Origin of the sequence: Acinetobacter sp. YH1901141, assembly GCF_013416935.1 — a bacterium.
GTDB lineage: Bacteria > Pseudomonadota > Gammaproteobacteria > Pseudomonadales > Moraxellaceae > Acinetobacter > Acinetobacter towneri.
Window position 1 is genome coordinate 51,951 of sequence record NZ_VPEY01000004.1, and the last position, 12,763, is coordinate 64,713.

The 12,763-nt window shown below is 41.6% G+C and carries 12 protein-coding genes; 6 read left to right on the forward strand and 6 right to left on the reverse strand.

Annotated features, from left to right (window positions below; all coding sequences use genetic code 11):
- Positions 1-29 precede the first annotated feature (29 nt).
- The gene (locus FTV52_RS03700; protein WP_179989925.1) at positions 30-1,520 is read left to right on the forward strand and encodes an NAD(P)/FAD-dependent oxidoreductase; all 1,491 of its coding nucleotides are present in this window, start codon (positions 30-32) and stop codon (positions 1,518-1,520) included.
- A gap of 75 nt (positions 1,521-1,595) precedes the next feature.
- Here FTV52_RS03700 and FTV52_RS03705 read toward each other — a convergent pair whose 3' ends face one another.
- Complete coding sequence (locus FTV52_RS03705; protein WP_179989927.1) at positions 1,596-2,768, reverse strand: acyl-CoA dehydrogenase family protein; 1,173 nt, start codon at positions 2,766-2,768, stop codon at positions 1,596-1,598.
- A gap of 185 nt (positions 2,769-2,953) precedes the next feature.
- Here FTV52_RS03705 and FTV52_RS03710 point away from each other — a divergent pair, with 185 nt between their 5' ends.
- The 5 genes from FTV52_RS03710 (at position 2,954) to FTV52_RS14835 (ending at position 8,231) form a co-directional block, all read left to right on the forward strand.
- On the forward strand, positions 2,954-3,211 hold the full coding sequence (locus tag FTV52_RS03710) for a succinate dehydrogenase assembly factor 2 (protein ID WP_004974752.1): 258 nt from the start codon (positions 2,954-2,956) through the stop codon (positions 3,209-3,211).
- Complete coding sequence (locus FTV52_RS03715) at positions 3,204-3,626, forward strand: protein YgfX (RefSeq protein ID WP_096901367.1); 423 nt, start codon at positions 3,204-3,206, stop codon at positions 3,624-3,626. The genes FTV52_RS03710 and FTV52_RS03715 overlap by 8 nt, the downstream gene beginning before the upstream one ends.
- Positions 3,627-4,071: 445 nt before the next feature.
- Entirely contained in the window at positions 4,072-5,118 is a 1,047-nt protein-coding gene (locus FTV52_RS03720; protein WP_179989878.1) for a hypothetical protein, read from the forward strand.
- A 103-nt stretch (positions 5,119-5,221) separates the two neighbouring features.
- Positions 5,222-5,803, forward strand: a complete 582-nt coding sequence (gene rrtA, locus FTV52_RS03725; protein WP_179989929.1) for a rhombosortase — start codon at positions 5,222-5,224, stop codon at positions 5,801-5,803.
- A gap of 1,054 nt (positions 5,804-6,857) precedes the next feature.
- On the forward strand, positions 6,858-8,231 hold the full coding sequence (locus FTV52_RS14835) for a TRAP transporter large permease subunit (protein ID WP_373682943.1): 1,374 nt from the start codon (positions 6,858-6,860) through the stop codon (positions 8,229-8,231).
- A 105-nt stretch (positions 8,232-8,336) separates the two neighbouring features.
- On the opposite strand, the gene FTV52_RS03735 is transcribed toward FTV52_RS14835, so the two are convergent.
- The 5 genes from FTV52_RS03735 to FTV52_RS03755 form a co-directional block, all read right to left on the reverse strand.
- Positions 8,337-9,230, reverse strand: a complete 894-nt coding sequence (locus FTV52_RS03735; protein WP_004974770.1) for a DMT family transporter — start codon at positions 9,228-9,230, stop codon at positions 8,337-8,339.
- A gap of 101 nt (positions 9,231-9,331) precedes the next feature.
- Complete coding sequence (locus FTV52_RS03740; protein ID WP_179989931.1) at positions 9,332-9,742, reverse strand: hypothetical protein; 411 nt, start codon at positions 9,740-9,742, stop codon at positions 9,332-9,334.
- Between the two features lie 21 nt (positions 9,743-9,763).
- Complete coding sequence (locus FTV52_RS03745) at positions 9,764-9,973, reverse strand: YheV family putative zinc ribbon protein (RefSeq protein WP_171324836.1); 210 nt, start codon at positions 9,971-9,973, stop codon at positions 9,764-9,766.
- A gap of 40 nt (positions 9,974-10,013) precedes the next feature.
- Positions 10,014-12,053, reverse strand: a complete 2,040-nt coding sequence (locus FTV52_RS03750) for a M3 family metallopeptidase (RefSeq protein WP_131260579.1) — start codon at positions 12,051-12,053, stop codon at positions 10,014-10,016.
- A gap of 74 nt (positions 12,054-12,127) precedes the next feature.
- Positions 12,128-12,712 (reverse strand): hypothetical protein, encoded by a 585-nt coding sequence (locus FTV52_RS03755; RefSeq protein ID WP_111885424.1) that lies wholly within the window; start codon positions 12,710-12,712, stop codon positions 12,128-12,130.
- Between the last annotated feature and the right edge of the window lie 51 nt (positions 12,713-12,763).

Below are 12,763 nucleotides of genomic sequence, written 5' to 3' on the forward strand. Positions count from 1 at the left end.
AAAACATCATTCAAGCTGGACAATAAAACATGGATAAGCAGGTTGATATATTAATTATTGGGGCAGGGATTTCGGGCATTGGTGTAGCAGCACATTTAAGTCAAAACTGCCCACAGCGTTCTTTTGAAATTATTGAGCGTCGTCAAAGTTTTGGTGGCACTTGGGATTTATTCCAATATCCGGGCATTCGTTCAGATTCGGATATGTCGACTTTTGGTTATAATTTTAAGCCTTGGAAAAAAACCAATGTACTTGCCGATGGCGCATCTATCAAAGACTATCTAGAAGAAGTCATTCAAGAAAAAGCCTTACACTCAAAAATTCATTTTCAGCATCGTGTGTTATCTGCCAATTATGACTCTCAAACACGTAAGTGGATGTTACGTATAGAAAATGCAGTGCAACAGATTGAAACTTGGGTGGCTAATTTTGTTTTAGGTTGCACAGGCTATTACAATTACGATCAAGGTTTTCAGCCTGACTTTCCGAATCAACATGCGTTTAAAGGTACATTTATTCACCCACAGCATTGGCCTGAGAATTTAGATTATCGTGGTAAAAAGGTCTTAATTATTGGTAGTGGTGCAACCGCCATTACCTTAGTACCTGCTATGTCAAAAGGTGGTGCAGCGCATGTCACCATGCTACAACGCTCGCCGACTTATATTGCTTCAGTGCCTGCAATGGATTTTGTTTATCAGCAAATGCGTAAAGTTTTGCCTGAAGATGTTGCTTACAAAATCACGCGCGCACGTAATATTGGCATGCAACGCGCCATTTATGCTTTAGCACAAAAACAGCCGAAATTACTGCGGACTTTGTTGCTGAAATCTATCCAAATGCAGCTCAAGGGCAAGGTAGATATGAAGCATTTCACGCCACATTATAATCCGTGGGATCAGCGTTTATGTGTTGTGCCTGATGGTGATTTATTTAAGATTTTACGCGAAGGGCATGCCTCGATTGAAACCAATCAAATTGCAAGTTTTACTGAAACAGGTGTGCAATTAAAATCGGGTAAACATTTGGATGCCGATATTATTGTGTCTGCGACAGGTTTGAATATTCAGATTCTAGGCGGTATTCAAGCCACAATTGATGGTGTGCCTTTAGACACCTCGAAGCACATGCTATATCAAGGTGTGATGATCAGCGATGTACCGAATATGGCGATGATTATTGGCTATATTAATGCCTCTTGGACGCTTAAAGTGGATGTGGCTGCGGATTATATTTGTCGTTTGCTCAATTATATGGATCGACAAGGTTATGACGAGGTAATTCCTCAAGGTGACCAAACAGAGTTATTGGAAGATACGGTGATGGGCAGTTTGAGTTCGGGCTATATCGCGCGTGCTGCTAATGTGATGCCAAAGCAAGGCAAACATGCGCCATGGCGAGTGACCAACAATTACTTAGAAGATCGCAAAACTTTAAAACAAGCAAGTTTTAAAGATGGTATTTTAAAATTCAAACAAGCTGTGCCTGCACAGCAGCGTAAACCTAAATTAGTGTCTTAAATCGTTGGGTGCAAAAATAATATGGCGCAAGAAATTTAAAATTGCTTGCGCCATTTTTATGTTGAGGTGGAAATTTTATAAAGAACGTGAAATCAGCTCTTTCATAATTTCATTGGTGCCTGCATAAATGCGATTGGCTCGATTGTCTAAGTAAGCACGTGCAATTGGATACTCAAGCATATAGCCATAGCCACCATGTAGTTGTAGACATTCATCCACCACTTTGGAGTACATCTCTGAAATTTTATATTTGGCGGCCGCTGCAGCTTCAACACTGAGGTGATCTTGAAGTTGTAACTGCATACATTGATCTAAAAAAGCACGACAGAAATCAATTTCGGTGCGTAATTCTGCCAGTTTAAAGCGCGTATTTTGAAAGCTATGAATACTTTTGCCAAAGGCTTGACGTTGCTGAGTATATTGCAGTGTATGTGCAAAAGCAGCTTCTGCACCTGCTTGGCAAATAATCGCGACAATTAAGCGTTCCCAAGCCAGTTCTTTCATCAGCATGATAAAGCCCATGCCTTCTGCACCCAATAAATTGCTGCGAGGCACGCGGACATTATCAAAAAATAATTCGCAAGTGTCCTGACCTTTCATACCAATTTTATTCAGTGGTTTGCCTTTGCTAAATCCCGCACGGTCTGCTTCTACCAATATTAAAGACAGATTGGCTGAACCTTTGTCTGTGTTCGCTGTTTTACATACCACAATCGCCATGTCGCACAAATAGCCGTTGGTAATAAAAATTTTAGAACCATTAATCACGTATTCATCGCCATCCAATACCGCAGAGGTACGCACAGCTTGTAAGTCTGAACCTGTACCGGGTTCGGTCATGGCAATCGCGGTTATCACTTCGCCTGTGGCCATGCGGGGTAACCAGTGTTGTTTTTGTTCAGTTGTGCCAAAGTTATTAATGTAATTGGCGACAATATCTGAATGCAGTGAAAAACCGGTAGCACTGTCACCTGCATAGGCTTGTTCTTCAATCAAAATCATGCTGTATAAGCGGTCTACCCCTGAACCTGCATATTCTTCAGGCATGGTGCTACACAGCAAACCCAAAGTACCTGCTTTACGCCATAGCTCACGGTCTACATGCTGCTGCGCTTCAAATTTTTCAGTATGGGGGATGACTTCCTGCAAATAGAATTTTCGTACCAAATCACGAAAACTGTCGTGTTCAGCACTGAATAAGGTGCGCGGTAACATATTGGCAATGGGGCGAATTGCGGCAGATTGCATGGTTTTATCTTCCTGATGTTGTTATTTTGAGTTCACCTTAGAAGAATTTATAGGGGGCAACAAGGTGCAAAAGTTTCAATTGCAAATGAAAGATGATGCTTTTGGTCAATGCTGCATAAAAGTCATCGAAACTTTAAAAGGGGTCGGTTAAACTAGCCTGAGTTTAATTTTAATGGGGAAACCGCATGAGTGATGACATCAGCTTAGAAGAACGCAAAGTGATTTACCGTGCCCGTCGTGGTTTAAAGGAAATTGATGTCTATTTTGACCCGTATGTGAAAAATCATTATTTGACTGCCAGTGCGGAAGAAAAACAAATGTTTGCCGATTTGGTTGAGCAGGAAGACCCAGATTTATTGGATTGGTTTATGGAAGTGTCTGAGCCACCACGTCCTGAGTTGAAAGATTTTATCCGTAAACTAAAGCATTATGTGCATGGCTAAGCAGCAGTTTCAGCTGAAACCTAGTGTCATCGCAATAGTGTTTCAGCTGATGATCGCTCTACTCATCGTTTGGCTTTTACTACAAGTGTTAAAGCCATGGCTTAGCGTTGTATGTATTGTCATTATGGGCTGGACATATTTTAAATTTGTTCGTGCAAACCGAATTGTTGGTTTAGATCAATTAGATGACCGTGAATGGTCAATTTCCTATCTCGCGCCTCGTGTAGTATCACAACAGATTAAAAGCACAGCTCGCCAAATTGAAATTCAGCGTGTGCAACTGCGTCAAGTGATAGATCATCAAATTTATATCGTCATGGAATTTCAGCAAGCCTTTAAACCTCTGGTGATTTGGTGTGATCAGGTTTCCAAGGCGGAATGGAAGGCTCTAAAAGTATTGGCGAAAATGCTCTAATTTACAGACAGCTGTATATTTTTATAATAATAAAAAACTATAAGTATCATAAAGATAAAATTATCATCTATTTTTCGTGTCCTGATCAGTCATTTTATATTGGCATAAAAGATTACACATATCCCTATTTTCAGTTATATTCATTCCAGACAAGTGTAGATCAATACAAATCAGATTCCTGAAATGTGCAGATTTAAATTTAGTCGAAAGATTTTTTAAGATAAGCCCGAATTGGGCATCAGTTAATAAGTAGCATGTGCTGAACCGTCGCAATGCTACTTTTTTTTGCCTAAATTTTGTCGGATGACAGATTTCAGTCAATTTTAGTCACTTTAAAACATGGCAAAGTTATCCATCTGAAGCAGCAAGTAGACGCTTTTATTCAGATATTGCTTCTGCTATGTTTGTTGCAATGGACATAAACACAATTATAGAGGACAGGAAAATGTCGCAAGTCCAAAAAATAGGCCAGGGTGTGGCCGTATTTGCAATCACAAGTTTATTATTATCAGGTTGTTCACAAGTGATCAAAACAGGTGCCAATGTCGCACTTGGATTTACTGAAAAACATATTGTGCCGCCAATTTTAGCGATGGAAGATGCTGAAATGGTGTGTAATTCTGGTAATTCCTTAACCCCTGCCATTATGGCGACTAAAGATATGGGCGCAGACCCAACCCGTGTTGCGGTACTGATGTACTCGGCAGCGGGCATTTGTGCCGAAGAAAAAGCTTTGGATGCTGAATTGCGTTATTTACGTGCAGCAAAAGCAGGGCAAGTAGGCGAAGCGCAAGATGCGCGGATTCAGCAAAAACGTTGGGCGGCTTTGGCGGCACAGCGCCAATACACAGGCTATCAATTGTTTCAGCATCGTTGGGAAAAGAAATATCGGAAACCTTTGGGCGAAGGTTGTCCAAAAATGAACAGTGATATTGATCAAACTGTGTATATGTTGGGGATGTTGAGTGGCTTGCAAGCCATGACCAATGATATTAATTCAGGCGGGGCAGTGCATGTGCCTAAAGATATTGCCGCGATTGTTGAACGTGGTATGACCTGTTTAAACAATGAAAAATTCTGGGGCGCACCAGAGGCTACACGTGCCGTAATTTGGACTTTGCTTCCAGGTGCGGGAGATGGCAAACCTGATCCGTATCAAACCTTAAAGCAGTCGATGCAAATCGGTGAAAATAAAGGCGTGCGTTTATCACACGCTTTATACGCGGTTGCTGCCCAAGCCAGTGGTGAAGATGCCAAAATCCGCGACGCACTCAAAGCCTTTTCTAATGCACGCAGTGACGAAAAACCTGTAAATCCACAATTTAAATTGATTGATGCCATGGCGGGAAGCATGGTACAAGGAATTTCAGACCGTTACTGGACTGAACATACAGGTGTGCGTACGGGTGATCAGCAGCGTTTCTGGGATGAGCAAGATAATTCTTCTGAATTAGATGATTTATTTAATGAGGATACGGCAGCTCAATTGTAAAAATATCAAGATTGCCCAATTCAATATTGACCAGAGGTTTTAGGATTGGGCAATCCGTTTGCCGAAGCACATAACAAGAATAATTTGGAGGATGCAAGCGCCTATGCAATATTCATCTCAATTTCTCAGTCGAAAAATTGTGTTTATTGCGACATGTATGTCGGTTTCGGCATGTTTGCAGATTTTTGCAGAGCATTTTATTTATTGGTCTACACATTTATTGGATGAATTCTGGCGCTTATGGACAGGGCATTGGGTGCATGTGGGCTGGATTCATTATTTGCTTAATATGATCGCCTTTGCCTGTTTACCTTTTATTTTTCCGCATGCCAAAGTATGGCACTTTGTGGCGCTTTTGTTGGTACTACCGCCAGCGATTAGTCTGAGTTTCTATTACTTCCTTGCCGATATTGATGCCTATGCAGGACTTTCTGGGGTGTTGCATGGTGCTTATGTGGCGGTGGCATGTGTGCATTTGCTTTATAAAAAAGAACGTGGCTTTGCCACATTGGTCTTGCTGCTTATTTTATCTAAACTGATTTGGGAAAATACAGTGGGCAGTTTGGGTACAGCAGAATTAATCGGCAGTCCTGTATTAGTTGAGGCACATTTATTGGGGGTGATTTGGGGAGTAATTTTTGCACTGGCTTATATTATTTGGGCCTATTGCATTGATCCGCATTAAAATTACATCAAAATGATGGCAAAAAGGGCTCACAAGAAATCTCACAATTGACCATTTTTACTTAAAAGAAAATCTATATTGTCATTTTAAAAATAACGACGTTCATTCACATTTAAACTGAATACAAAAATGCTCAATGGAAGATGGATATTCCGTTGAATAAGGACAGACAGAAATTCGAGTGTCTCGGTTTCTGCATAGAATAAAAACAGGAAAATATATGCACAATAACGGACAACGCAGGTCTGGCTTGGCTTTGCTCAGACATATATGGACAGAATGGATTTCTACATTCGTTATTTTGATCTTGTTGCTACTGACACTTATTATTGGTACAGGTGAAATGGTACATGGTCAGTTGTTGCGCATGGGTGAACGCCTATACGGTGACCCTGCAACGGGTATGCAGTATTCATTTTTGCGTGCCGAACCCACTGCACCTGACTGCGAACGCAACCCCGATATCGATGCACAAGTACATGCCCAAATGCAAGCCAATGCTGCTGATGAGTTTGCCGATATTTTTGGTACTGCCTCTGAATCAGATGTCCGCGCTTCCATTTTAGCAGCCAAACAAATTTGTGAAGAAAAATTTCAATTTCATGATCAGGCGATTCAGCATATTCAAGCCCATCCAAGCTTGAAAATGTATCGAACCATTGAAACCTCTTTTTTTGGTATTTTTAAATTTGGTACTGAAAACCGTGCCATTTTATTGGTATTGATGGTGGTCTTTGCTGCAATTAGTGCCACTTTAAAGACCCATCACATTGGTTTACGTGGCCCTGCGACCAAAATTGACTTCAAGGTGTATTCGACCTTAATGGTGGTGGCGAATGGTTTCTTAACCTCGTCAAGTATCAGTCAATATCGTTCAGTACTCAATTCAGGCGTACCGATGAGTGGTGAAACGCAAATCATTTACTGGATGTGGATGATTCTGTTTGCAACTCTGACTTTAATTAGTTTATTCCAGCTTATTAAGCCACCTGCACCGACCCGTGAAGGCGGTAGTTTAGGTCTTGCTTTCCTGAGCGTACCTTTGTATGCCTATATGGCAATTAGTACGGGTTTCTCTTTTACCTTCCTGATGGATTATCCAATGGGGCAAGGGATTTACCTAGGGCAACTGGTCGAATTCTCTAGTATTTTCTTGAACTTGGCTTTGTTTATTTGGGCGGGGATGTTGCTCAAACAAACCCGAATTGTGGATTTGTTCCTGAATATTCTGCGTCCGTGGAATTTGGCACCTGAAACTTTAACCTGGCTGATTCTGATTGCTGCTGCATTACCAACGGCTTATACCGGTGCATCGGGGATTTTTGTCATTGCTGCAGGTGCGATCATTTATAAAGAAGTTTGGAATGCGGGTGGACGACGTCAGTTTGCACTGGCGGCAACAGCTATGTCGGGTTCAATGGGGGTCGTGCTTCGTCCATGCCTATTGATTGTTGTGGTGGCATCGCTGAATAAAGAAGTCACAACGGACATGCTGTATCACTATGGTTTGTATGTGTTCCTACTGACTTCAACCCTATTTTTAGTGATTTCGTTGTTCTTTGCTGAAAATAAATTCCGCATTGCTGCACCGAACATAGCTGCGCCATTGTCCTTACGTGCTTTTGGCCCTGTACTACCATATATCCTCATTTTTGTGTTGATTTGGTTGTTCTATAAATATGCTTTAGACACCAATATGAATGAATTTACTGCACCTGTAATGATGCCGGTTATTTTATTGATGATGGTGTTGTTTGATAAATTGCGCCATGAACCTGCGCCTATTCCAGCGATGGGGCAGTGGGATCAGACTTTAGATCACAAGCCTGTAGCACAACAGACAGCAGCTTCATCTGAGCGCTCATTATTGACTGCACCTGATTCACCATTGCGTCAGTATGGTTTCTTCAAAGCTCTGCATTTATCGACCAGTGAAACGGTGGGACATATTGGGGCATTGGTAATTTTGATGGCGCTTTCAGTCAGTGTAGGTGGCTATTTAGAACGCATTGAAATTATGGAAGCGTTCCCAACCGACATTAGCAGCATCTTTATTGTGATTAGCCTGATTGTTGCCTTGATGATTTTTGTGGGCATGATTATGGATCCATTCGGTGCGGTGATTCTAATTTCTGCAACGGTTGCGCCTGTAGCTTATCAATATGGGATACATCCTGCGCATTTCTGGATGATTACCCTAATTGGTTTTGAATTAGGCTATGTGACGCCACCTGTAGCGCTGAATCACTTATTGGCAAGGCAGTCGATTGGAGATGAAGAAGTCGCTGCAGCCGATGCAGAAGTTCGTCATAAATCGTTCTATTATCGTTATGAGCGTTGGATTTTGCCTATGATTGTGATGCTTCCTGCGATGTTGATTATTGCCTATGCACCGTATGCGTTCAAGCTATTCGGCTGGTATGAATAAGCACATGGATACTTAATCACTGTCATCTTATTATTTAAAAACACCCTGTGGTTCACTACGGGGTGTTTTTTTAATAGGTTGATATGCAGGGAATACAAAGCAGCATTATGAATGCGGGGAGTGATGATTCAGGTGTTTTTGTAACAGTGGACTGCACAAAATAATGGCAAGCAAAATTAGGGCAAAGCCAATTAAACTAAATAAGTCTGGCGTTTCATGCCAAAAGCTAAAGCCCCAAATCCCTGCAAAAATAATCGCAATGTAATTGACAGGGCCAATTTGCCCAGCAGGGGCAAGACGGTAGGCATTGGACATAAAGATCTGACTGATATTGGCCAGCAATCCTGCACCAATTAAAAAACTCAATTCTTTTAAGTTGTAAGGACGCCATGACCAGAACATCGGTACAACAGAAATGAGTGTCCCAATCATGCAAAAATAAAACACAATGCGTTCAGGCGGTTCGGTTTGAGTCAGGGCGCGTACCGTGACAAAAGCCATCGCTGCTAAAAAACTGGCACTGAGTCCAATTGCGGACATGCTATTAAACATACCTGCATCGGGTTTGGCGACAAATAACACGCCAAATAAACCAATGAACGCAGCCCATAGCATTGGTTTGGTGATTTTTTCTTTAAGGAATAGCCATGCAATTAAGGGAATAAAAATAGGCGATGAATAGGTGAAGACCATCGCATTGGACAGTTTTAGATTGGCAATCGCGTAGAAAAAACCATACATGGCGGTTAATCCGACTACCGAACGCCAAGTGTGCATCCATAACTTTTCAGTTTTAAAAAAGCCCAAGCCTTTATTGAAAATGAGCGGGATAAAAATAAACAAACCAATGAAATTACGGAAAAATACCACTGTGGCATTATCTACCGTTTCTGAGGCGTAACGAACGCACACTCCCATGAGTGAAAACAGAAAGGCAGAGCAGGTCAACAGCATAATTGCTTTGAGCAAATTTTGTTGGGCAGAACCAGAAGATGTCATACAAATAAAGCCAGAATAACCTCTGGCTATTCTAGCTTAAATTGGCTACAACACTGACCCTTTATCGTATTTTAAAATGACTGATGTGAAGCAGAGGAGGCTTACTGTGCCAGTTGGGCTTCCAGTATTTTGATTTGTTCTTCTTTCAGTTTAATCAATTCATCAGCATCGTTATGTTGCTGTTTTAATAAGGCACGTTGATCATTCAGCTGATTTTGAATGTCATCTAATTTAGCCACTTCTTCTTTGGCAAGCGCTGCATTCTCAGATATAGGTGCTTTGAGTAAATCTTCTGTGATCAACTGTTTTGGTGCTGCTTCATCTTCTTGCAATGGCGTTGCTTCAGCAGGTACAGCTTTCGCTACAGACGCCGTAGTTGGGGCAGTTTCTATAGGCGCAGTATTCTCGCTATCGCCCATCCATTGAAAGATAAATACGGCAATAATGACAATAATTAACCCACCCGTAATCGCCCATAAAAGCTTAGGGTTATGTCGTTGATCTTCAGTCATGCGTTGTTGAACCTTATTGTTTTACTTTGACTGACGCGGCTTAAACTGGATCACCCCAATTTCATCTGAAACCTCTGGGATTTCAGGTTCATCAATATGTGTTGGACGGTTTTCCGTATAATCACACTCGATACATTCGATCCATTCAGCTTCGTCAGCGGTGAGCATGACAACCCGATCCATCGCCTGACATTTCGGACATTTTGCGCCTGCAATGAAACGACGTTTAATGGTCATCACGACTCCCCTAACTTCATCTAAAGTTCTTAGTTTAAGCGTTTTTGACTATGTTCGTCCAACCTTGATGACGTAATAGTGCGTCTATTTTTGGCTCGCGTCCGCGGAAATTGATAAATGCGTCAAGCGCTGAATCTTTTCCGCCAACTGCTAGAATAAACTGTCTAAACTGCTTGCCAGTTTCGGTGTTAAATAGCCCTTCATTTTCAAAGCGATCAAAGGCATCGCTGGCCAAAACCTCTGCCCATTTGTATGAATAATATCCTGCAGCATAGCCGCCTGCGAAAATATGGCTGAAGCTGTGCTGGAAGCGGTTGTAAGCTGTAGTTGGCGCAACGGCATAGTTTTGACGAATATCATCTAGCATGGCTTGAATCTGTTCCGCATTTAAAGCAGGGTTGCTGCGATGAATACTTAAATCGAACAGGGCAAATTCAATTTGGCGCAGGCTCTGCATTCCCGACTGGAAGAAACGTGCATCTAACAGCGCTTTAAGCAGGTGTTCTGGCAGGGTGTCTTGGGTTTCAATATGCGCACTCAGCATATCTAAACTATCTTGATCCCAAGTCCAAAATTCCATGAATTGGCTTGGTAATTCCACCGCATCCCAAGCGACACCATGTGTACCTGCCACAGCAATATTATCTACTTCAGTTAGCATGTGATGTAAGCCATGTCCAAATTCATGGAATAGGGTGATGACTTCATCATGCGTTAAAAGCGCGGGTTGGTCTGCAACAGGTGGGGTAAAGTTACACACCATATAGCAAATTGGTTTTTGTAAACCTTGTGCCAATTGCATGCGTGAACGGAAACCACTCATCCATGCGCCGCCGCGTTTGCCTGTACGGGCATATAGATCAAAGTAAAAACCACCAATCACTTGACCTTGATCTTCAAGTTCAAAATAACGTGCATCAGGATGCCAAACAGGGGCAGCGCGCTCAATAATATCGACATCGTATAAACGCTTGACGATGCTAAATAGACCTTCAACCACTTTCGGTGCAGGGAAATATGGTTTTAACATTTCTTGTGAAAGGTTAAATTGCTGTAATTTTAATTTTTCAGAATAGTAGCCTGTATCCCACGGTTGTAAGGTATCAATCCCATCTTGGGCGGCAATGGCTTTGAGTTCGGCAATTTCTTGTTCTGCAGGTGCACGAGCATGTTCTGCCAGTTCACGCAGGAATTGATCGACTGCTTCGACACTTGGTGCCATTTTGCTGGCAAGGGATAATTCTGCATAGTTGTTAAAACCGAGCAATTGCGCCATTTCTTGACGTAAACGCAAGATTTCTTCCATGATCGGGGTGTTGTCAAATTCAGACTGGGCTGATTGATCGGACGCGCGAGTAGTGTATGCCTGATACAAGGTTTCGCGCAAAGCACGATCATCGGCATAGGTCATAATGGCTAAATAGGCAGGAATATCCAGTGTTGCCACAGCTTGTTCCAATTCGCGTTGCTGACCATATTGTTTCAGCAATTCAACGCTGCTTGGCGGTAAACCTTTGAGCTGATCTTCGGACAATACTTTGTAATAGGCTTGGGTGGCATCCAATACATGATTGGAAAAGTCTGATGACAGTTGCGATAAACGCGCTGAAATTTCAGCATAGCGTTTTTTAGCTTCACCTTCTAAGGCCACACCTGACAGTTTAAAGTCGCGCAATGCCAGTTGAATTGCGCTTTGTTGTGCAGCAGGCAAATCTTTAAAGGTGTTGGCGTCGTGAATATGTTGATAGCTTTGATACAACACCGTGTGCTGACCCAATTGAGTGTAGTAGTCGCTTAAACTTGGTAACAGCGCTTGATACACTTCGCGGGTTTCAGGATTATTCATGACCGCATTTAAATGTGACAGCACGCCCCATGCTTCGCTCATGTTATTTTCGAGCTGATCAATCTGTTCTAAAACATTTAATTGCGCCGTCGTATTTTCAGGTACTGCAGTCAGATTATTTAAAAAGTTTTGTCCCTGCTGAATGGCATGCTCAATTTTTTGTTTTAAATCTGCCAGGGTAATTTGATCAAATTGTGGAACAGGCAAAGTTGCCTTTTCTAATGTCATGTCGGTCTGCCGATTTATTTCCTGTGTTATTTGTAGAAGTAAGGCTTCTAGAAGGATAAATCAAGCCTTGGGTGCTATTTATTCGCTCTTGTTTCACCGTGGATAGATTGAATATCTTGGATGTAGGTGCCAAAGCGCCCCTCAATGACCGATAATTTTATGAATAGATTTTGATTTTTGTAGTGTTCATATTCATCTACATTGATTCGAAACATACCAGTAGAGTCATACGGTGTTTCAATAGAATAGTAGACACTTCCTTTTTTACCATGTTTTTTAACAGCGCTTGCTTCCAATGTCACCACAGTAGGTGTACCCAAAACTAGGGTATGAAGCAGAGGAGGATAGACAACTAGATTTAAGTAAAGAAACAGAATTACAAAAATAGGGAAGAGGAGTAAAAAATAGAATTTTGGCTTTTTTTGTACATTTGTCCATGTACGTGGAATGATCCATTGTCCGTATCTATGCAGAACATAAAAGTAGATCAAAACAGCCAAATAAATCAACGTTGCAACAATGAAGGCTGTGATTTTGACTTGATTTGTTGGGGTGAAGTCTATAAAAAAGAGAGCAATCAGTGCTGAAATACTAAGTACAAAGACTAAGCATATTACATATTCATGGTAATAGTATTTAGTAATTTTCTGTGATGTCATGATTTTTAAGTGGTTTATTTTTATAGAGATATATTAAATGAAAAAGAGCGC